Source organism: Streptococcus sp. Marseille-P7375 (assembly GCF_902460365.1).
Classification (GTDB): domain Bacteria; phylum Bacillota; class Bacilli; order Lactobacillales; family Streptococcaceae; genus Streptococcus; species Streptococcus cristatus_I.
The window spans coordinates 902,926-924,180 of sequence record NZ_CABPTR010000001.1 but is presented as its reverse complement, the minus strand read 5'-3'; the positions used below and the strand labels follow the sequence as shown (position 1 = coordinate 924,180).

Sequence of the window (21,255 nt, the reverse complement as noted above, 5' to 3'; positions counted from 1 at the left end):
AAGATTTGAAAGGAAAATTTTAAAAATGGGTAAATATTTTGGAACCGATGGTGTTCGTGGAGAAGCCAATGTGGAATTAACGCCGGAATTGGCCTTTAAACTGGGCCGTTTTGGTGGATATGTTCTGAGCCAACACGAAAGTGAAGTTCCTCGAGTGTTTGTTGGCCGTGATACACGTATTTCGGGAGAAATGCTGGAGAGTGCCTTGATTGCAGGTCTACTTTCTGTGGGGATTCACGTCTACAAACTAGGTGTGATCGCTACTCCGGGTGTTGCTTACTTGGTTAAATCCGAAAAAGCTAGCGCGGGTGTCATGATTTCAGCTAGCCACAATCCTGCTCTTGATAACGGCATCAAATTCTTTGGTGGCGATGGTTATAAACTGGATGATGAGCGCGAACTTGAAATCGAAGCTTTGCTGGACGCAGTAGAAGATACCCTTCCACGTCCAAGTGCAGAGGGCTTAGGAAAAGTCGTGGACTATCCTGAAGGCCTGCGTAAGTACCAACAATATCTTGTTTCAACAGGTTTAGATCTTGAAGGAATGCACGTTGCCCTCGATACGGCAAATGGCGCTGCTTCAACTAGCGCCCGTCAAATTTTTGCTGATTTGGGTGCCCAGCTGACTGTTATCGGAGAAAATCCAGATGGTCTCAACATTAACTTAAATGTAGGCTCAACTCATCCAGAAGGCTTACAGGAAACAGTCCGTGAATCAGGAGCAGCGATTGGTCTCGCTTTTGATGGTGATAGTGACCGTTTGATTGCTGTTGATGAAAATGGCGATATTGTAGATGGTGACAAGATTATGTACATCATCGGCAAGTATCTTTCTGAAAAAGGCCAATTGGCTCAAAATACAATTGTGACCACCGTTATGTCCAACCTTGGTTTCCACAAAGCCTTGGAGCGCGAAGGCATCAATAAAGTAGTGACTGCTGTTGGGGATCGCTATGTGGTAGAAGAAATGCGCAAGAACGGTTATAATCTAGGCGGTGAGCAATCTGGACATGTCATTATCATGGATTATAATACCACTGGTGATGGTCAGTTGTCAGCGGTACAATTAACCAAAGTGATGAAAGAAACTGGCAAGAGCTTGTCTGAACTTGCAGCAGAAGTGACCATTTACCCACAAAAATTGGTTAATATTCGTGTCGAAAATGCCATGAAAGATAAGTCAATGGAAGTTCCTGCTATCAGAGACATTATTGAAAAAATGGAAACTGAAATGGCAGGAAATGGCCGTATCCTTGTCCGCCCAAGTGGAACAGAACCGCTTCTGCGTGTTATGGCTGAAGCGCCAACTCATGAAGAAGTGGACTATTATGTGGATACAATTGCGGATGTTGTCCGTGCTGAAATTGGCATCGATTAAAAGCGAGATAAAATTCAAAAGATTGGAGAAGCCTCCTATTTGGAGTGAGTTCTTCAATCTTTTTAAATTATTTCCATAAATATCCTTTAGGATTCTTTAGCTAATGGAGTAAAACTTCTCTTTTTCTTTTTCATCTCGTAAATATTTGAAAAAGTATACTAATCGTGTTAAAATATAGGGAGTAATCTTGGAATTGAGGTAATAAAGTGGCTTTTGGAGATAACGGACAACGTAAAAAAACTGGATTTGAAAAATTGACAATGCTGGTCGTGGTAATCATGTTACTTGTAACGATTGGTGCAATTTTTGCACAAGCTATTGGCGTAATCTTCTAATCCTAAACGCTGCAAGGCGTTTTTTTAGAGTAAAAAAGAAGCGAGAATTTATATGAGTATGTTTTTAGATACAGCCAAGATTCAGGTCAAGGCTGGCAAAGGCGGCGATGGCATGGTAGCCTTTCGTCGAGAAAAATATGTACCCAATGGCGGACCTTGGGGCGGCGATGGCGGTCGTGGCGGCGATGTGATTTTTGTCGTGGACGAAGGACTGCGCACCTTGATGGATTTCCGTTACAACCGTCATTTCAAGGCTCAATCAGGTGAAAAAGGAATGACCAAGGGAATGCATGGTCGAGGAGCGGAGGATTTGATTGTCCGTGTGCCGCAGGGGACGACCGTTCGTGATGCTGAAACTGGCAAGGTCATTACGGATTTGATTGAACACGGTCAACAATTCATCGTAGCGCATGGCGGTCGTGGTGGTCGTGGGAATATTCGCTTTGCTACACCTAAAAATCCTGCTCCGGAAATTTCTGAAAATGGGGAGCCTGGTCAGGAAAGAGAACTACTGCTGGAGCTAAAAGTGCTGGCCGATGTTGGTTTGGTTGGTTTTCCTTCGGTTGGGAAATCAACCCTACTAAGTGTGATTACATCAGCTAAGCCGAAAATCGGAGCCTATCATTTTACTACGATTGTCCCTAATCTGGGCATGGTTCGGACTCAGTCTGGGGAATCTTTTGCTGTAGCCGATCTGCCAGGGTTGATCGAAGGAGCCAGTCAGGGAGTGGGCCTAGGTACCCAGTTTCTTCGTCATATCGAGCGGACACGGGTCATTTTGCACGTTATTGATATGTCTGCCAGTGAGAGACGCGATCCTTATGAGGATTACCTTGCAATCAATAAAGAGCTGGAATCCTATAATTTGCGCTTGATGGAACGGCCACAGATCATTGTAGCCAACAAGATGGATATGCCTGATAGTTCAGAAAATTTGAAAGAATTCAAGAAAAAACTGGCTGCCAATTATGACGAATTTGAAGAGTTGCCGCAGATTTTCCCTATTTCTAGCCTGACCAAGCAGGGACTTGCCACGCTCTTGGATGCGACAGCTGAGCTGCTAGATAAGACACCTGAGTTTCTTCTTTATGAAGAATCCGATATGGAAGACGAGGCTTATTATGGCTTTGATGAAGAAGCACCAGCCTTCGAAATCTCCCGTGATGATGATGCTACATGGGTACTTTCAGGTGATAAACTAGAAAAACTCTTTACAATGACCAACTTTGACCGCGATGAGTCCATCATGAAATTCTCTCGTCAGTTGCGCGGTATGGGCGTTGACGAAGCGCTTCGGGCGCGTGGTGCCAAGGACGGAGATTTGGTGCGCATCGGTAAGTTTGAGTTTGAATTTGTTGACTAAGGAGATATGTAATGGGTGATAAACCAATATCTTTTCGAGACGAAAATGGCAACTTTGTCTCAGCAGCAGATGTTTGGAATGCAAAAAAGCTGGAAGAACTCTTTAACCGGCTAAATCCGAATCGCAAACTTCGCCTTGAGCGAGAAAAATTGAAAGAAAATCAATAATTGAAACCAATCCTTTGAGATGAAGGAATGAGTGACAGTAGTCATGCTGCCTCATTCTACATTTCGAAGGATTTTTTATTGGAAAAAATAAAAAAGCCAAATCCGATTTCTCGGAAATGGCTTTGTATCAACATTTGTTTTAATGTCAATACGGTTCTTATTTGAGACCGTATTTTTTGTTGAAACGATCCACACGTCCATCTGCTTGAGTGAACTTTTGACGTCCAGTGTAGAATGGGTGTGAGTCTGATGAAATTTCTACACGGATCAATGGGTAAGTTTCCCCTTCGAATTCAACTGTTTCGTTTGAACGCTTAGTTGAACCACTAAGGAACTGGTAGCCGGTAGAAGTGTCCATGAAGACAACTGGGCGGTATTCTGGGTGAATGTCTTTTCTCATTTTAAAAATTCCTTTCTGCCATGGTCTCTTTGCGAGCCATAGATTCGTTACTTTGATAGTTTATCAAATTCTAACTAATTTGACAAGTCTTTTGGGTGATTTTCTTACTTTTTTGCTCTTTCTTTTAATTTTTGATAAATTAAGTCAACCTCATCTTTGGAATAAGCATTAGCACCGCTGGCAAGTGGATGGCCGCCGCCATTGTGTTGCTTGGCAATTTCATTGATTGGAGTAAATTTACTGCGCATCCGCACGCGATAATGGCCGTCAGGTTGTTCGACAAAGATGGCCCACATCTGGACATCTTCGATCCGTCCGGGGGCAGCTACAATAGCTGAAGTATCAGCATCTGTCAGATGATTTTCTTTCAATAATTGCTGAGATAGGATAACGCGCGCAGCACCATTCTCATCAATTTCTAGATTATCGTAAACATAACCTTGCAGTTTGGCCACTTGATGCGTGATGGAGTCCATTTTTCGAGAAAGCTCTGAAAAATTAAAAGCGTATTGGCGAAGTTTGCCAGCTACCTCAAATGTGCGTGCAGTAGTCGCTGGATAGAGGAAGCGCCCGGTATCCCCAACAATGCCAGCATAGAGAAGTTTAGCGATATAGTCATTTGCTTCTAAGTGATTCTCGAAAGCAAAAAGAGCGATAATTTCGCTTGTACTACTAGCATCTGTATCAACCAGCAGCAAATCTCCGTAGGCATCATCGTTGGGATGATGGTCGATTTTAATCAAAAAGTCGCCCATGCTATAGCGCTGATCATCAATGCGGGGAGTGTTGGCTGTATCGCACACGATTACCAAGGCCTGCTCATAGTCCGCATCTGTCACCTCATCCATCTTTGCTAGCCAAGTAAGACTAGGCTCGTCGTAACCTGTTACTTTGATGGATTTTTCAGGAAAGTTGAGCTGGAGAAGTTTTTGTAAGCCGACTTGACTGCCAATTGCATCTGGGTCGGGGCGCATGTGGCGGTGGATGATAATTTTATCGTATTCCTTAATTTTTTTCAGAATTTTACTATAGATACTCATTGTAAACCTCTTAAACTTTCTCTAGTTATTGTAGCACAAGAATTTTTATTTTTAAAATAAAAAAGATGTGTTATAATGAATGAAGATTATAATTTGGAGGGAACTATGACCTTAGCGAAAATTGTATTTGCCAGTATGACTGGAAACACCGAGGAAATTGCCGATATTGTGGCGGATAAGCTAAGAGAACTAGATGTAGAAGTTGAAGTGGACGAGTGTACCACTGTCGATGCAGAAGATTTCTTGGAAGCGGATATTACGATTGTAGCGACCTATACCTACGGTGACGGTGAGCTACCTGATGAAATGATGGACTTCTACGAAGACTTATCTGGATTGGACTTGTCTGGCAAGGTCTATGGGGTAGTCGGTTCAGGCGATACTTTTTATGATGAATTCTGCAAGGCTGTTGATGACTTTGATGCTGTTTTTGCGGCTACAGGAGCAGTGAAAGGTTCAGAATGTGTCAAAGTAGATCTTTCTGCAGAAGAAGATGACATTGAGCGCTTGGAAGCATTTGCGGAAGAGTTGGTAAGTAAAGTTTAAAATGACAAAATGGAAAACGGCTGTGGCCGTTTTTCTTTTGTTAAAGTATTATTTTCTGACAATTCTCATGATTAGGAGTATAATATAGGTAAGCGTTATCCCTTAGATAAAGGAGGAGTTCCTATGAAAGAACGCGACTATGCCTTTGGCTTCCATGATGATGTCAAGCCACTCTTTTCAACTGGTAAGGGTCTGACTGAAGAAGTTGTTCGAGAAATCTCAGAAATAAAAAATGAGCCCCAGTGGATGTTGGACTATCGTCTGCGCTCTTTGGAACTTTTTCATAAGTTACCCATGCCCGACTTTGGACCAGATTTATCTGGTATCCGCTTTGATGATATTATCTACTATCAGAAACTAAGCGGAGATCGGGCTCGCAGTTGGGATGAAGTCCCAGAGGAGATTAAGAAAACCTTTGATCGCCTGGGAATTCCAGAAGCTGAGAAGCAGTTTCTATCTGGAGCTGTTGCACAGTATGAATCGGAAGTGGTTTATTATAATATGAAGGAAGAGTTTGCCAAGCTGGGGATTATCTTCACCGATACGGATACGGCTGTCCAGGAATATCCGGACTTGGTCAAGCAGTATTTTGGTACTGTGATTTCAAATGCTGAGCATAAATTTTCTGCGCTTAATAGTGCGGTTTGGTCCGGCGGAACTTTTATCTATGTGCCCAAGAACGTCCAGTGCCAAGTCCCTGTTCAGACCTATTTCCGTATTAACGGAGAAAATGCCGGTCAGTTTGAGCGCTCCTTGATGATTATCGAGGAGGGCGGCTCTATCCAGTACATCGAGGGCTGTACAGCACCGACTTATACGACTAATAGTCTTCATGCTGCAAATGTTGAGATCATTGTCAAAAAGGATGCCTTTTTCCGCTATACGACCATTCAAAACTGGTCGGACAATGTGTATAACCTCGTAACGGAGCGGGGGATTGTTGAAGAAGGCGGCACCTTAGAGTGGATTGATGGGAACTTAGGCAGCAAAGTCAATATGAAATACCCCTGCAGTATTCTCAACGGCCGAAATGCCAGAACCTCTGTCCTCTCTATGTCCTTTGCCAACTATGGCCAGCACTTGGATGCGGGTTGCAAGGTCTTTCATAATGCGCCCAAGACTTCCAGTACCTTGATTTCTAAATCAGTTGCCAAGGATGGTGGTAAGACCGACTATCGTGGTCAGGTTCGCTTTGGTAAGAATAGTGCTGGTTCCAAATCTCATATTGAGTGCGATACCATTCTGATGGATGGTGAGTCCAGTTCTGACACTATTCCTTTTAATGAAATCCATAATTCAAATGTCGCGCTAGAGCATGAAGCCAAGGTTTCCAAAGTATCTGAGGACCAGCTCTACTACCTGATGAGTCGAGGAATCAGCGAAGAAGAAGCCACAGCTATGATTATCAACGGATTTATGGAACCCATTACCAAAGAACTACCAATGGAATATGCCGTTGAACTCAACCAACTCATCAACATGAGTATGGAAGGCTCAGTTGGTTAAAAATGTCCAGGGGACCTTTTTAATCTGCGGATAAAAACTCGCCTTTGCGAGTTTTCTTTTAATTTAAGGTCCAGTGGCCCTTTTTTATTTAGGATAAAACTAGAACATTTTACTATTTTTTGATATGATAGATAGAATATGAGGAGGAATGAGATGACGTTAGAAGAAATCAGACAGGAAATTGACCAAGTAGATGACGCACTCGTTGCCTTACTAGAGCAGCGTATGAATCTGGTTGGCCAAGTTGTGGCTTTTAAACAATCGAATGGGAAGGCCGTCGCAGATCCTAAGCGAGAAGAAAGGATCTTTGCTAGAGTTGCGAGCAAGATTGAAAATAAGGACTATCAAGAAACGATTCTTGCGACCTTTGCGGACATCCTAAAGCATTCACGTGCTTTTCAGGAGAAGCAAATAAGATGAGTGAAGTAAAAAATTCTTTAGCAATCTTCTTGGGAGCTATGCTAGGCGGTTTACTTCGTTATCAATGCTCATCCTTTTTCACATTTACGGGATATTTCCCTCTTGCAACACTTTTAGTCAACTATCTAGGAACTTTCTTGCTCATCTATTTAGTTAAAGGCTATCTCAGTCGCAAGCAAGTTTCTAAGCGTTTGTTATTGGCTTTGTCGACGGGATTTTGTGGCGGCTTGACGACTTTTTCTAGTCTTCTATTAGATTCGCTCAAATTGCTGGATTTGGGTCGTTATCCAGAATTGCTCCTATATCTTGCCTTGAGTATCGGCGGCAGCCTTTGCATTGCCTTATGGGCTGGAAGGAAGGTGACCGCATGATTTGGGTTTTGCTCATTGCTTGCGGTCTAGGAGCTCTCGTCCGTTACTTTTTTTCTAAGGTTAATAGCAGAGCTACTTTGCCAATAGGCACCTTGATGGCTAATGTACTGGGAACCTTTTTGATTGGATATTTTTATAATCATATCCAAGATAAACAGCTGTATAGCATTCTGGCAACAGGCTTCTGTGGCGGTTTAACAACTCTTTCCACGTTTAATGCTGAATTAGCAGAGCTGTTCTCAGATAGGAAGAAGTTTAGTCTCTATTTAATGCTGACCTACTTTATAGGATTTTTAGCCATTCTTTTAGGAATTTTTATCTAAAAATCTTTACTTTTGCTAGAATTTTGATATAATATATTTTGTGCATAAATGGATGCACTAAAAAAAGGCTAATCCGCTGTCGTCTAGAACTACAAGATTAGCAAGATAGGAGAAAAAATGAATCCATTAATTCAAAGCTTGACTGAAGGTCAACTTCGCTCAGATATCCCTGCATTCCGTCCTGGTGACACTGTCCGCGTTCACGCGAAAGTTGTCGAAGGAACTCGCGAACGTATCCAGATCTTTGAAGGTGTCGTTATCGCTCGTAAAGGTGCTGGTATCTCAGAAAACTACACAGTTCGTAAAATCTCTAACGGTGTAGGTGTTGAACGTACTTTCCCAATCCACACTCCACGTGTTGACAAGATTGAAGTCGTTCGTTACGGTAAAGTTCGTCGTGCTAAATTGTACTACCTTCGTGCATTGCAAGGTAAGGCAGCGCGTATCAAAGAAATCCGTCGTTAATATCAGAAATGACTCTGTCACTTGGCAGAGTTTTTCTCTAGTCCCCTTAGTTCAATGGATATAACAACTCCCTCCTAAGGAGTAGTTGCTGGTTCGATTCCGGCAGGGGACATAAATATTAAAACTACGTTCAAATGAACGTAGTTTTTTTAGTGAATTTGTTGAAAACGCTTTGAATTTCGTTGCCTTTTTATAGAAATAAGAGTAAAATATAGTTATTATAGTAAATAAAAAGCACCGAATCGGTGCGCACTTTTTCAAGTTGTGTACGGACAAAAGCCTTATTTTAACTTGCTGTGTTGTTTCGAATGGTTCCAAAACGTAGGCCAATGCAGCTTCTGCAAACTTCTTGTTTTAGAGCTGTGTTGTTTCGAATGGTTCCAAAACATGAAGTTGTCCACAACATGGTCATTATCTGTTTTAGAGCTGTGTTGTTTCGAATGGTTCCAAAACTATTTCTCATAACTATTTCATCAAGACCCAGTTTTAGAGCTGTGTTGTTTCGAATGGTTCCAAAATCGCTCCAAAAAGCCTTACATAGTCCAATAAATCCGATTCTTGAAAGGAGAGTCGGATTTTAATTTTATTCGACTTCGATTTTTGTGCTATAACTTTTTTGTAATATCTGCTTGTATTTTCTTGATATTCTGCTATAATGGTAAAATATTTATTTAGGAGGAAGAGAATGAGCTATATTTTGGAAATTTTACCTAGTCTTCTAAGTGGAGCAGCAACTACCTTGCAAGTGTTTGCTTTGGTCTTGGTTTTTTCGATTCCTTTGGGAATTATGCTGGCTTTTTCGATGCAAATTCGCTTGAAGCCCCTGCAATGGCTGCTTCATATTTATATTTGGATTATGCGTGGGACGCCGCTTTTATTGCAGTTAATCTTTATTTACTATGTGTTGCCAAGTATAGGGGTTCGGCTGGATCGGATTCCTGCAGCAATTATTGCCTTCACATTAAATTATGCGGCTTATTTTGCGGAGATCTTCCGCGGAGGCATTTCTTCCATTCCGACTGGACAGTACGAAGCTGCGAAGGTTTTAAAATTCACTCCTGTTCAGACGATTCGCCTGATTATTTTGCCGCAAGTCGTAAAAATTGTGCTACCTAGTGTCTTTAATGAAGTTATGACTTTGGTGAAAGACACCTCTTTGGTTTATGCTTTAGGCATTTCAGATTTGATTTTGGCCAGTCGTACAGCGGCCAACCGAGATGCCAGTCTGGCACCGATGTTTGTTGCAGGCTTGATTTACTTACTCTTAATCGGTTTGGCCACCTTGATTGCTAAGCAGGTCGAAAAGAAATTTAGTTATTATAAGTAGGTGCTATTATGTTAGAATTACGAAATATTAGTAAAAAATTTGGTGATAAGCAGATTCTAAAGGATTTTAATTTGATTGTGCCTGAAAAGCAAGTATTGGCCATTGTTGGACCATCGGGCGGAGGGAAGACGACCCTTCTGCGAATGCTGGCAGGCTTGGAGACAATTGATTCGGGACAAGTGATTTATAATGGAGAGATTTTGGATGTCGCAGAGCTTGAAAAGCGCAATCTTCTAGGCTTCGTCTTTCAAGATTTTCAGCTCTTTCCTCATTTATCTGTCTTGGAAAACTTGACCTTATCACCAATATATACAATGAACATTTCCAAAGAAGAAGCTGAAGAGAAGGCGCAGGCCTTATTGGCCCGCTTAGGCTTGTCCGAGCATGCCAAGGCCTATCCTTATTCGCTGTCAGGCGGGCAAAAACAGCGGGTCGCTTTGGCTCGTGCTATGATGATCAACCCAGAAATTATAGGCTATGATGAGCCGACTTCTGCCTTGGACCCTGCCTTACGCTTGGAAGTAGAAAAACTCATCCTCCAAAATCGGGAAATGGGGATGACACAGATTGTAGTCACACATGATTTGCAGTTTGCGGAAAACATTGCGGATTCTATTCTCAAAGTCACACCAAAATAAGGGAGGCCCAGATGAAACTAAAGAATATTCTTTTGGCCTGTTTGACCTTGATCCTAACTTTTCTGCTCGGTGCTTGTAGTTCCAATGTCAGCGATCCCAGCTTGGATAACTGGAGCAAGTATGAGGAGAAAAAACAGATTACAATTGGTTTTGATAATACCTTTGTCCCTATGGGATTTGAGTAAAAAGATGGCACTTATGCAGGCTTTGACATTGATTTGGCCAATGCTGTTTTTGAGGAATATGGAATTAAGGTGAAATGGCAGCCGATTGATTGGGATATGAAGGAAACAGAGTTGACCAACGGCACGATTGACCTTATATGGAATGGCTACTCCGCGACGGATGAGAGAAGGGAAAAGGTGCAATTTACCATTCCTTATATGAAAAATGAGCAGGTTTTGGTCAGCAAAAAGTCCTCTCATATTTCACAGGCCAGTGATATGGCAGGAAAAGTATTGGGTGCACAAGCAGGATCTTCTGGCTACGTAGCTTTTGAAAGCAGTCCTGAAATTTTGAAAACCATTGTCAAAAATCATACAGCGACCCAGTACCAAAGCTTCAACGAGGCGTTGATTGACTTGCAAAACGATCGGATTGATGGTCTCTTGATTGACCGTGTTTATGCCAATTATTATCTGACAGAAGAAGGCATTTTAGATCAATATTCAGTTTTTTCAGTTGGATTTGAGAGCGAGGACTTTGCGGTCGGGGCTAGAAAGGCGGACCGTACTTTAGTTGAAAAAGTAAATACTGCTTTTGGAAAATTATACCAAGAGGGAAAATTCCAGAAAATCGCTGAAAAGTGGTTTGGAGAGGATATTGCGACAGACCAAGTGAAAGCATATAAAAACAACTAGCAGAAAACTAGTTGTTTTTTCGTGTTTCTTGGTGAAAGATATTTTGCCAGACTTCGTGGCGGCGCCAGAGGCTAGTATGGATGACATCGCCGATTTGATAGCGAATCAGCTTGGTCTTTTGGCTGACGGATGTAATTTCTAAATTTTTGATGGGAGAAGTTTGGGCTCTCTCTAGTTGAAATTCCTCTTTGTTTAGCTGGCGACCGTCTTGGGAAATGTAGACAAAATCGGAAGATAAGAGTGCCTCCAATTGACTGCCTTGGTCGACTAATTGCTCACGCATCAGGAGTTTTTGATAGACATTATCCAGAATCTCATCTTCAGGAATAGGGGCTGGCTCAATATGAATATCAATGTCGAAGACGCCGAAGCGTTCTTTAAGCATGTCCTCCACCTGATCAGCTATTTCATGGCTTTCAAAGACGGAGAGGTCAGGGTTCATTTCCAGTATAATATCCAGATAGATATTGCTACCATAGGTCCGGCCACGCTGGGACTTGACGCGTGTGATTTTGGGAATTTGCAGAATGGCACGCTTGTAATCGTCTAAAAGATCTTGATCAAAGCCGTCTGATAGGCTGAAGGAGGATTCCATGAAAATATCATAGGCCGTTTTCAGAATGAAAAAAGTAATAATGATGGCTGCTAGCCTATCAACGATGGGAAACTTCAGGGAGCTGGCAATAATAGCAACCGATGTGCCCAGAGAAGTGATGGCGTCCGAGAGATTGTCCTTGGCAGCCGCATCCAGAGCTTTGGATTTTACCCTTTTGGCTAGGTTTTTATTGTAAAGATAAACGCCAAACATGATGATGGCTGATACAATCCCGACGATGGCTCCCACAGGATCAATCAAGGTTTCTTCCTTGTTAATGATTTTTTGAGCCGTATCAATGAGGACATTGAAACCGACAAAAAACATGATGAAAGAAGTAATTAAGCTGGCCAGATCTTCAATCTTCCAATGGCCAAAGCGGTGGTCCTTATCTGCTGGTTTTCGTGCCATACGAAGGCCGATTAAAACTGCTAGATTGGCAACGATATCGGAGACGTTGTTGAAACCATCCGCCGTCAAACTTGAGGATGTCAGTGCCGCACCTGCAATGATTTTTGTAACGGATAGGCCTATGTAGGTGGCAATTGCTAGGAGGGCGCCTCGTTCGGCAAGTTTGAGATTGTCACTTGGATGATTGTTCATGGCTGCTCCTTTCTAGACTACTATTATAGCTTTTTCACACTCGAATTTCAATTGAAGACAGTTGCCTTTTCGATAACAAATTCACTCGAATTTTGATATAATGGAAGCATTGATTTTCAGTTTGATGTTATATTGAAAGGATAGAAGATGAATCCCTTATTAAACGGTATGAATGACCGTCAGGCCGAAGCGGTCCAGACGACAGAAGGCCCCTTGTTGATTATGGCAGGGGCTGGTTCAGGAAAGACTCGTGTCTTGACCCACCGCATCGCCTATTTGATTGATGAAAAGATGGTCAATCCTTGGAATATCCTAGCCATTACCTTTACCAATAAGGCGGCGCGGGAGATGAAAGAACGAGCAGCAGCGCTCAATCCAGCCACCCAAGATTGCTTAATCGCCACCTTCCACTCCATGTGTGTACGTATCCTGCGGCGAGAAGCAGATCATATCGGCTACAATCGCAACTTCACCATCGTTGATCCAGGCGAGCAGCGGACCCTGATGAAGCGGATTCTCAAAAATCTCAATCTGGATCCTAAAAAGTGGAATGAGCGCGCCATTCTAGGGACCATTTCCAATGCCAAGAATGACCTGATTGATGAGGTGGCCTATACAAATATGGCTGGTGATATGTACACAGAGATTGTAGCTAAGTGCTACACGGCCTACCAAAAGGAATTGCGCCAGTCTGAGGCCATGGATTTTGACGATTTGATCATGCTGACTTTGCGCCTTTTTGACCAAAATCCTGATGTCCTGACCTACTACCAACAACGTTACCAGTACATCCATGTGGACGAGTATCAAGATACCAACCACGCCCAGTACCAGCTGGTCAAGCTCTTAGCTTCTCGCTTTAAGAATATCTGTGTGGTCGGAGATGCTGACCAGTCTATCTATGGCTGGCGGGGAGCCGATATGCAGAATATCCTAGACTTTGAAAAGGATTATCCAGAAGCCAAAGTTGTTTTGCTTGAAGAAAACTATCGCTCTACTAAAACCATCCTTCAGGCGGCTAATGAAGTGATCCGAAACAATCGCAAACGTCGTCCTAAAAATCTCTGGACTCAGAATGAAGACGGTGAGGAAATAGTCTACTATCGGGCTAATGACGAGCAGGACGAGGCTCTCTTTGTCGCCCGAACTATTGATCGGCTGAGCCGAGAAGGCTACAGTCATAAGGATTTTGCGGTCCTTTACCGGACCAATGCCCAGTCACGGACGGTGGAGGAAGCCCTGCTCAAAGCCAATATTCCCTACACCATGGTTGGGGGTACCAAGTTCTACAGCCGTAAGGAAATCCGCGATGTCATTTCTTATCTCAACCTCATCGCCAATCCTAGCGACAATATCAGCTATGAGCGCGTGGTCAATGAGCCCAAGCGGGGTGTCGGTCCAGGAACGGTAGACAAGATTCGGGATTTTGCGGCTAGTCAAGAAATCTCTTTGCTGGAGGCGTCAGCTAATATCATGCTGTCACCGGTCAAGGGCAAGGCGGCTCAGGCAGTTTATGAGTTTGCCAATCTGATACTCGATTTGCGGGATCGTTTGGATGACTATAGTGTGACTGAATTAGTAGAGCTTGTTCTGAAAAAGACAGGTTACTCAGCAGCTTTGGCAGCTCAGGCAACCTTGGAGAGCCAAGCTCGGATTGAAAATATCGAAGAATTCCTATCTGTAACCAAGAGCTTTGATGAAAATCCAGACAATCCAGCTGATGAGACGGGACTTGATAAGCTCAGCCGATTTCTTAATGACTTGGCCTTGATTGCAGACACAGACGATGGAGAGCAGGAGAGTTCTGAAGTGACTTTGATGACCCTTCACGCAGCCAAGGGATTGGAATTTCCAGTCGTCTTTCTGGTTGGTATGGAGGAAAATGTCTTTCCTCTGAGCCGGGCATCTGAAGATGAGGATGAGCTGGAAGAGGAGCGGCGTCTGGCCTATGTCGGTATCACCCGAGCAGAGAAGATTCTCTATCTGACCAATGCCAATTCCCGTCTGCTTTATGGTCGTACCAACTACAATCAGCCGACTCGCTTCTTGAGAGAAATCAGTTCAGACTTGCTAAACTATCAGGGACTGGCTCGACCAGCCAACAGCTCCTTTAAGGTTAGTTATACCAACAGCGATACTAGCAAATTCGGTCAGGGCATGAGTCTGGCCCAGGCTCTACAAGAGCGGAAACGTCAGGCAGCACCAAGTTCGATTTCTACAGGCAGCCTGCCTTTTGGCAAGAGCGGTCAGAACCAGCTATCTAAGCCGGAAGTTGCTTGGGCTATTGGAGATATTGCCCACCACAAGAAATGGGGCGATGGGACTGTTCTGGCAGTCTCTGGTAGCGGAAACAGTCAAGAGCTCAAGATTAATTTCCCAGAAGTTGGTCTGAAGAAAGTGCTGGCCAGCATAGCACCGATTGAGAAAAAATCATGATGAGGCGGTCGATTGAAGCCTGGATCTACCATCCAGAGGAACGAGAAATCTTGCTCTTGAAAGTTGAGGATGAGACAGTTTCCTTTTGGCAGCCCATTACTGGTGGGATTGAGAGTGGTGAGAGTCCAGAAGAAGCCTGTCTTCGTGAAATAAAGGAAGAGACCGGCTTGCTCTTAGATTGTTCAAATCTGACTAGTCTTGGAGATTTTACGGTAAAGATTGATGAAAATCTGACCATCCACAAAAATCTTTTTCTAGTTCTAACTGAACAGAAGGCAATCCAGATTTCTGATGAGCATGTGGGAGCTCAGTGGGTAGCTTTAGACAAAGTTTCGTCACAGCTGTACTGGCCCAGCAATCAGGCGACTTTTGAGATTATATCTGAGAAGCTATAAGATATAGCTTCTCTTTATTTCTTTTGATAAGGAAATTCTATTAGTCAAGCGAGGCGTTTAGTGGTAGACTTATCACATAACTATAGTGAGGTGACCTTATGACACGTGAATTTAAATTTGAAACTCTGCAGCTTCATGCTGGACAAATAGTGGACCCGACAACTAAGTCGCGGGCTCTGCCTATTTACCAGACAACTTCCTACGTGTTTGACGATACTCAGGAGGGAGAAGATCTTTTTGCCCTGCGTAAACCGGGTAATATCTACACTCGGATTACCAATCCGACCCTGTCTGCTTTTGAGGAGCGCATTGCGGCTTTGGAAGGTGGAGTCGGAGCTCTAGCAACAGCTTCTGGTATGGCAGCTGTTACCTACACCATTCTAGCTTTGGCCCATGCTGGCGACCACGTAGTAGCAGCCTCTACCATCTACGGTGGTACCTTTAATCTGCTCAAAGAAACCCTGCCTCGCTATGGCATTACCACGACTTTTGTTGATATTGAAAATCTGGCTGAAGTAGAAGCAGCCATTCAGGACAATACCAAGTTGGTTCTGATTGAGAGCTTGGGCAATCCGCTGATTAATATCCCTGACTTTGATGCTTTGGCCGAGCTGGTTCATGCCCATAAAATTCCGCTGATTTCCGACAATACCTTTGCCACGCCTTATCTGATCAATGTCTTTTCTCATGGAGTGGACATCGCGGTACATTCTGCGACCAAGTTTATCGGCGGTCACGGAACCAGCATCGGTGGTGTGATTGTGGACAGCGGTTGTTTTGACTGGGAAGCTTCTGGCAAGTTTCCGCAGTTTGTTGATCCGGACCCAAGCTATCATGATATCAGTTATACGCGCGATGTCGGAGCAGCAGCTTTTGTCACCGCCGTCCGGACTCAGCTCTTGCGCGATACGGGCGCAGCCATGTCTCCCTTCAATGCCTTTCTCTTCCTGCAGGGGTTGGAAACTCTCTCTTTGCGTGTAGAGCGCCATGTGTCCAATGCTGAGAAGATTGTGGAATTCTTAGCAGGGCATCCTAAGGTCGAGCAGGTCAATTATCCCAAGCTTGCTGAGAGTCCATATCATGCTTTGGCAGAAAAATATTTCCCTAAAGGCGTAGGCTCTATCTTCACCTTTAATGTCAAAGGCGGAGAGAAAGAAGCTCGTAAGGTTATTGACAGCCTAGAGATTTTCTCTGACTTGGCCAATGTAGCAGATGCTAAGTCCTTGGTCGTCCATCCAGCCACGACAACTCATGGTCAGATGTCACCAGATGCTCAGCTGGCAGCAGGCATTACACCAAATCAAATCCGTCTCTCTATCGGCTTGGAAAATGTGGATGACTTGATTGAAGATTTGAGAATAGCTTTGGAAACTATCTAACAAATAATAGCTATGATTTAGAATATTTAGAAATTGAATTTTTAAATATTCTAATTTTTTTTTGAACATAATGAATTTTTGTGAGATAATGTCAGTATATTTTAATTAGTTAAGGTTAATTTAAATGAGACATAAAATTTTAGTTACAGGTGGGGCAGGTTTTATAGGTACTCATACTGTTATTGAACTAGTTAATGCTGGTCATGAAGTAGTAGTAGTTGATAATTTAATCAATAGCAACAAAAAAAGCATTGAAATTGTTGAAAAAATTGTTGGGCAAAACATTCCATTTTATATAGCAGATGTCTGTGATGAGGAAAAGTTGCTCGAAATTTTTATGAAAGAGAAACCTACAGGAGTTATTCATTTTGCTGCATTAAAGGCGGTAGGAGAGTCTATGGAAATACCTCTTGCATATTATAAGAATAATATCACAGGTGTTTTAACGCTTTTAAAAGTGATGGAAGAGGTTAATTGTAAAAATATTATTTTTAGTTCTTCAGCGACGGTGTATGGGGACCCTCACACAGTTCCAATTTTAGAAGATTTTCCACTTTCAGTTACAAACCCATATGGCCGAACAAAATTAATGACAGAAGAAATTTTGACAGATATTTATAAAGCCGATATGAGTTGGAATGTGGTGATTCTTCGTTATTTTAACCCTATTGGTGCACATGAAAGCGGAGATTTAGGGGAAAATCCGAATGGAATCCCGAATAATCTTCTTCCTTATGTAACTCAGGTTGCAGTAGGGAAACTGCCATCAGTACGAGTATTCGGCAATGACTATCCTACAGTTGATGGGACAGGGGTTAGAGATTATATTCATGTTGTAGATTTGGCAAGAGGGCATGTTGCTGCGCTTCAGAAGCTAGAGGGAAAGGCTGGACTAAATATTTATAATCTCGGGACAGGAAAAGGCTATTCTGTTCTAGAAATTATAAAAAATATGGAAAAAGCAGTTGGAAAGAAAATTCCGTATGAGATTACAGAACGGCGTGCAGGAGATATAGCTTCTTGTTATGCAGATTCCAAAAAAGCTAAAGATGAACTAGGATGGGAAGCCAAGTTTGATATTGAGCGAATGTGCCAAGACGCTTGGCGTTGGCAGAGTAAGCATCCGAATGGTTTTGATGATTAGGGGGGTTCAAGTGAAAATCTAGTTTCTTCTATATTGATAGATAAATGCGAACAAATTCTCGAAATTAGTGTATACTAATCTGAGTTTGTTCGTATTTTTGTCTTATTTAGGATTATAAAGTTAGATATAAAGAAATCTTAGTCTTTGAATATTCTAAATTGGTTTATGATTGAGCCTACTATAATCATTTACACAGTAGAAAATGAGGCATATATATTGTATAATAGGTGTAAACTATTTTAAGGAGAGATCAAATCAGTGAAATCTTCAGATTTATTAATTATTATTCCGGCCTATAATGAAGAAGCATCAATTGTTAGTGTTGTAGATAATATTATTCAAAATTATTCTCAGTATGACTATGTTATTATTAATGACGGTTCGAAAGATCAAACATCAGCAATTTCTCATGCTAAAGGCTATAATATTGTTGATTTACCAGTAAATTTGGGGTTGGCAGGCGCTTTTCAGACGGGACTTCGATATGCTTATGAAAAAGGATATAAAAAAGCAGTGCAGTTTGATGCCGATGGCCAACACTTACCTGAATATATATCTATTTTAGAAGAAATGATTGATTCGGGATATGAAATGGTGATTGGTTCTCGTTTTGTTACAGAAAAACGAGAAAATTCTCTCAGAATGTTAGGGAATACATTGATTAGTGGAGCAATTAAATTAACAACAGGCAAAACGATTAATGATCCTACATCAGGGATGCGGATGTTTTCTGAGAATTTGATTAAAGAATTTGCACTTAATATCAATTATGGACCAGAACCAGATACAGTTTCCTACTTAATTCGTCATGGGGTAAAGGTCGCAGAAGCTCAGGTACGGATGGAAGAACGTCAAGCAGGTGAAAGTTATCTGACGCTTTCGCGTTCTATTCAGTATATGACACATATGTTTGCATCTATTTTGATTATCCAAAACTTTAGAAAGAGAGGTTAAAATTATGACAATTTGGTTTCAAGTTGTATTAACTATTGTATCTATTTTGACATGTGGTTTCATTTTACGTAGTATTAGAAAATCCCAAGTTCAAATTAATGATGCCTTATTTTGGATATTTTTCTCAATAGTTTTATTAGTTTTCAGTATTTTTCCAAAATTAGCAGAAAAAATTGCAAATGCCTTAGGAATAGTTTCAGCCGTTAACTTTATCTTTTTATTCATTATTTTTTTATTGTTGATTAATCAGTTTCAATTAACTTTAAAGTTATCAAAGCTGGATACAAAATTTAAAAATCTAGTACAGATAATTGCATTGAGGAACAAAGATGAAGATACGAACTAATCCCTCGGATAAAGAAATATATTTTTGGAATTTGTTGGGAAATTTAGCAGCATCTGGGGTATCTGTATTATATCTTTTAATTATCACAAGATTGAGTTCTGCTAAAGTAGCAGATCAATTTAGCTTGGCTAATTCCATCGGAACACTGTGGATAGTTATCGGTTTATTTCAAGTTCGGAATTATCAAGGCACGGATGTAAAGCAGCGGCATAGTTTTATAGGTTATTTTCAGACGCGTATCCTCACAATTACGATAATGATACTTACCTTGTTTCCATATTTATATATAATTGGTGAAGGCCGTTATTCATTAGAGACTCTTCTATTGACCTTTCTTATGATTCTTTATCGCATGTGGGATGCAGTATCAGATCTATTTCAAGGATTGTTTCAGCAAAGAGAGCGTATGGACATTGCTGGAAAAACAATGTTTATTCGATATTCTACGAGTGTTCTAGTATTACTAATAACATTACTACTATCTGAGTCTGTTGTGCTTGCTTTGCTTTCTTTAGTTATGTGGAATGGGCTACTCATTTTTTTCTACGAGATGCGTTTTGTAGCTTATTTCGAAAAAATTCAAGTCCGAGAATTGTTGTCTACTCGCTATAAAAAAGATATAAAGGATATATTGTTAGCCTGTTGGCCGCTATTTGTAAATGGATTTATTTTGTTATATATATTAAATGAGCCTAAAATAATCATTGAAAAAGGTCTTAATCAGGGCTTTTTACAAACTGGAATGCAACGTGATTTTAATATTCTGTTTATGCCTGTGTTCTTTATGAGTCTTATTATTTTAATTGTTAGACCCCTTATTACAAAATTAGCCATTTTATGGAATAAAAAAGAATATAAAGAATTCTCATTAATTATAAAAAGATTATTAGGATTTCTATCTTTAGGCGGTTTGTTTGTCACATTTATAGCTTATTTATTCGGTGTGCCTGCACTTAGTTTAATATTTGGTGTGGATTTGAACAAGTATGTACTTCCTTTTACTATTCTGATATTCTCGGGAGTTTTATATGCTTTAGCAATTGTTTTTGAGAATATTTTAACGATTATACGGAAACAGCATCTTTTAGTTGGCCTGTATATTGTTCTTTTGATACTTACTAAATTGATCACAGAACCATTTATTTATCAAAAAGGTATGCTTGGTGCCGCGATTAGTTTTTTTATTGTTATGTTAGTTTATTTATTTGGAATTGCAAGCATTTATTTTTTAGCAAGTAGAGATAAAGGAAGTAAAAATGAAATATGATTTAACGGTGATCATTCCTGTTTATAACACTGGAAAATATTTGAGAAGGTGTTTAGATAGTATTGTCCATCAGGAGGAAATAGAAAAGTGTTCATTGCGAGTACTCTGTATCAATGATGGTAGTACCGATAATTCAGAAAATATTATTAGAGAATATGTTGAAAAATATACATTTATTGAATTGTTTTCAAAAGAGAACGGGGGAGTATCAGATGCTAGAAACTATGGCATTGAACAGACAAAATATAGTGACTACATAGCATTTATTGATCCAGATGATAGTATCTATAAAAGCTATTTAAAGGAGTTTATGCTTGCCAAAGGAAAGGATGTTATTTATTTTGATATTGATCTGTTTGATAATGCTGAAAAAACAATAAAACATTTAAAAGTTAATCCTTTCTATGATTCTACCGCTACTACAAATAATATTCGTCTTTTTATGCTTACTAAGCATGCATCGTGGACTAGAATTTACAAAAGCTCACTTATAGAATCGTATCGTTTTCCAAAGGGAAAGATTTATGAAGACATCGCTCTTATGCCTTTTGTTACTTCAAAATGTTCGGATGTTTCATATATACAAAAATATTTATATAAATATACAGTGAATACTTCTAATTCCATCATGAATTCAAGTAAGTCTAATATTTTTGATATTTATGATGCCTTAGAATATCTTTTCTCTTTATTTGGTGATGAATTTGAAATGTATAGAGAAGAATTACAATATCTAGCCTTGGAGCATTTATGTGTAGGGCATACTTATCGGTTATTAAAATACCCTAAGGCAACGAAACAAGATTTTAAAGACATCATTTTATTTATGGAAAAATATTTTGGAAAAAATTGGGAAAGAAATAAATACATTAAACAAGGAATTCAAAAAGTAAATATAAATTCTGCATTAGCATATGTGGTTCCATTATTTTTGAAAATTTTGAAATATAGATGTTTCAGTTTATTACTGGTTATGAAACATAAAGTCAGTTAAATA

23 protein-coding genes, 1 tRNA gene and 1 pseudogene are annotated in these 21,255 nt (G+C 40.8%); 22 read left to right on the top strand and 3 right to left on the bottom strand.

Going from position 1 to position 21,255, the window contains the following annotated elements:
- Positions 1 to 25 precede the first annotated feature (25 nt).
- The 4 genes from glmM (at position 26) to FZ954_RS04800 (ending at position 3,243) form a co-directional block, all read left to right on the top strand.
- Positions 26 to 1,378: a phosphoglucosamine mutase gene (glmM, locus tag FZ954_RS04815; RefSeq protein ID WP_148877492.1), complete on the top strand. Its 1,353-nt coding sequence runs from the start codon at positions 26 to 28 to the stop codon at positions 1,376 to 1,378.
- Positions 1,379 to 1,584: 206 nt separating this feature from the next.
- On the top strand, positions 1,585 to 1,713 hold the full coding sequence (locus FZ954_RS04810) for a DUF4044 domain-containing protein (RefSeq protein WP_065426516.1): 129 nt from the start codon (positions 1,585 to 1,587) through the stop codon (positions 1,711 to 1,713).
- A 52-nt stretch (positions 1,714 to 1,765) separates the two neighbouring features.
- On the top strand, positions 1,766 to 3,076 hold the full coding sequence (gene obgE, locus FZ954_RS04805; protein WP_148877490.1) for a GTPase ObgE: 1,311 nt from the start codon (positions 1,766 to 1,768) through the stop codon (positions 3,074 to 3,076).
- Between the two features lie 11 nt (positions 3,077 to 3,087).
- The gene (locus FZ954_RS04800; RefSeq protein WP_045499399.1) at positions 3,088 to 3,243 is read left to right on the top strand and encodes a hypothetical protein; all 156 of its coding nucleotides are present in this window, start codon (positions 3,088 to 3,090) and stop codon (positions 3,241 to 3,243) included.
- Between the two features lie 157 nt (positions 3,244 to 3,400).
- On the opposite strand, the gene FZ954_RS04795 is transcribed toward FZ954_RS04800, so the two are convergent.
- Positions 3,401 to 3,643, bottom strand: coding sequence for a type B 50S ribosomal protein L31 (locus FZ954_RS04795; protein ID WP_002895374.1), 243 nt, complete (start codon positions 3,641 to 3,643; stop codon positions 3,401 to 3,403).
- A 104-nt stretch (positions 3,644 to 3,747) separates the two neighbouring features.
- Positions 3,748 to 4,683, bottom strand: coding sequence for a bifunctional oligoribonuclease/PAP phosphatase NrnA (locus FZ954_RS04790; RefSeq protein WP_005590634.1), 936 nt, complete (start codon positions 4,681 to 4,683; stop codon positions 3,748 to 3,750).
- A 105-nt stretch (positions 4,684 to 4,788) separates the two neighbouring features.
- On the opposite strand from FZ954_RS04790, the gene FZ954_RS04785 reads away from it, so the two are divergent.
- The 10 genes and pseudogenes from FZ954_RS04785 (at position 4,789) to FZ954_RS04740 (ending at position 11,139) form a co-directional block, all read left to right on the top strand.
- Positions 4,789 to 5,229, top strand: a complete 441-nt coding sequence (locus tag FZ954_RS04785; RefSeq protein ID WP_037586414.1) for a flavodoxin — start codon at positions 4,789 to 4,791, stop codon at positions 5,227 to 5,229.
- A gap of 123 nt (positions 5,230 to 5,352) precedes the next feature.
- Positions 5,353 to 6,735: a Fe-S cluster assembly protein SufB gene (sufB, locus tag FZ954_RS04780; RefSeq protein ID WP_148877488.1), complete on the top strand. Its 1,383-nt coding sequence runs from the start codon at positions 5,353 to 5,355 to the stop codon at positions 6,733 to 6,735.
- 153 nt (positions 6,736 to 6,888) lie between these two features.
- On the top strand, positions 6,889 to 7,155 hold the full coding sequence (locus tag FZ954_RS04775; protein ID WP_005592492.1) for a chorismate mutase: 267 nt from the start codon (positions 6,889 to 6,891) through the stop codon (positions 7,153 to 7,155).
- On the top strand, positions 7,152 to 7,526 hold the full coding sequence (gene crcB, locus FZ954_RS04770; protein WP_005590630.1) for a fluoride efflux transporter CrcB: 375 nt from the start codon (positions 7,152 to 7,154) through the stop codon (positions 7,524 to 7,526). Before FZ954_RS04775 ends, crcB (FZ954_RS04770) begins: the two co-directional genes overlap by 4 nt.
- A complete protein-coding gene (gene crcB, locus FZ954_RS04765) occupies positions 7,523 to 7,849 on the top strand; it encodes a fluoride efflux transporter CrcB (protein ID WP_005590629.1) in 327 nt (108 codons plus the stop codon). Before crcB (FZ954_RS04770) ends, crcB (FZ954_RS04765) begins: the two co-directional genes overlap by 4 nt.
- Before the next feature lie 117 nt (positions 7,850 to 7,966).
- Positions 7,967 to 8,314 carry a 50S ribosomal protein L19 gene (rplS, locus tag FZ954_RS04760; protein WP_005590628.1) on the top strand — a complete coding sequence of 116 codons (348 nt, stop codon included), beginning with the start codon at positions 7,967 to 7,969 and terminating at the stop codon, positions 8,312 to 8,314.
- A 40-nt stretch (positions 8,315 to 8,354) separates the two neighbouring features.
- Positions 8,355 to 8,426 (top strand) — tRNA-Arg (locus FZ954_RS04755).
- Between the two features lie 573 nt (positions 8,427 to 8,999).
- Entirely contained in the window at positions 9,000 to 9,641 is a 642-nt protein-coding gene (locus tag FZ954_RS04750) for an amino acid ABC transporter permease (protein WP_125370595.1), read from the top strand.
- Positions 9,642 to 9,649: 8 nt separating this feature from the next.
- Positions 9,650 to 10,279 carry an amino acid ABC transporter ATP-binding protein gene (locus FZ954_RS04745; protein WP_045499432.1) on the top strand — a complete coding sequence of 210 codons (630 nt, stop codon included), beginning with the start codon at positions 9,650 to 9,652 and terminating at the stop codon, positions 10,277 to 10,279.
- 11 nt (positions 10,280 to 10,290) lie between these two features.
- Positions 10,291 to 11,139, top strand: a pseudogene (locus FZ954_RS04740) (amino acid ABC transporter substrate-binding protein).
- A 7-nt stretch (positions 11,140 to 11,146) separates the two neighbouring features.
- Here FZ954_RS04740 and FZ954_RS04735 read toward each other — a convergent pair.
- Complete coding sequence (locus FZ954_RS04735) at positions 11,147 to 12,337, bottom strand: cation diffusion facilitator family transporter (RefSeq protein ID WP_125382563.1); 1,191 nt, start codon at positions 12,335 to 12,337, stop codon at positions 11,147 to 11,149.
- Between the two features lie 147 nt (positions 12,338 to 12,484).
- Here FZ954_RS04735 and pcrA point away from each other — a divergent pair, with 147 nt between their 5' ends.
- The 8 genes from pcrA (at position 12,485) to FZ954_RS04695 (ending at position 21,252) form a co-directional block, all read left to right on the top strand.
- A complete protein-coding gene (gene pcrA, locus FZ954_RS04730; protein WP_148877485.1) occupies positions 12,485 to 14,773 on the top strand; it encodes a DNA helicase PcrA in 2,289 nt (762 codons plus the stop codon).
- The gene (locus FZ954_RS04725; protein WP_148877483.1) at positions 14,770 to 15,168 is read left to right on the top strand and encodes an NUDIX pyrophosphatase; all 399 of its coding nucleotides are present in this window, start codon (positions 14,770 to 14,772) and stop codon (positions 15,166 to 15,168) included. Before pcrA ends, FZ954_RS04725 begins: the two co-directional genes overlap by 4 nt.
- 98 nt (positions 15,169 to 15,266) lie before the next feature.
- Entirely contained in the window at positions 15,267 to 16,547 is a 1,281-nt protein-coding gene (locus FZ954_RS04720) for an O-acetylhomoserine aminocarboxypropyltransferase/cysteine synthase family protein (RefSeq protein ID WP_148877481.1), read from the top strand.
- 124 nt (positions 16,548 to 16,671) lie between these two features.
- The gene (galE, locus tag FZ954_RS04715) at positions 16,672 to 17,691 is read left to right on the top strand and encodes a UDP-glucose 4-epimerase GalE (protein WP_148877479.1); all 1,020 of its coding nucleotides are present in this window, start codon (positions 16,672 to 16,674) and stop codon (positions 17,689 to 17,691) included.
- A gap of 258 nt (positions 17,692 to 17,949) precedes the next feature.
- Entirely contained in the window at positions 17,950 to 18,645 is a 696-nt protein-coding gene (locus FZ954_RS04710) for a glycosyltransferase family 2 protein (RefSeq protein ID WP_148877477.1), read from the top strand.
- 4 nt (positions 18,646 to 18,649) lie between these two features.
- Positions 18,650 to 18,991 (top strand): DUF2304 domain-containing protein, encoded by a 342-nt coding sequence (locus tag FZ954_RS04705; RefSeq protein WP_148877475.1) that lies wholly within the window; start codon positions 18,650 to 18,652, stop codon positions 18,989 to 18,991.
- Positions 18,975 to 20,258: a lipopolysaccharide biosynthesis protein gene (locus tag FZ954_RS04700; protein WP_148877472.1), complete on the top strand. Its 1,284-nt coding sequence runs from the start codon at positions 18,975 to 18,977 to the stop codon at positions 20,256 to 20,258. Before FZ954_RS04705 ends, FZ954_RS04700 begins: the two co-directional genes overlap by 17 nt.
- The gene (locus FZ954_RS04695; protein ID WP_148877469.1) at positions 20,248 to 21,252 is read left to right on the top strand and encodes a glycosyltransferase; all 1,005 of its coding nucleotides are present in this window, start codon (positions 20,248 to 20,250) and stop codon (positions 21,250 to 21,252) included. Before FZ954_RS04700 ends, FZ954_RS04695 begins: the two co-directional genes overlap by 11 nt.
- The last annotated feature ends 3 nt before the right edge of the window (positions 21,253 to 21,255 follow it).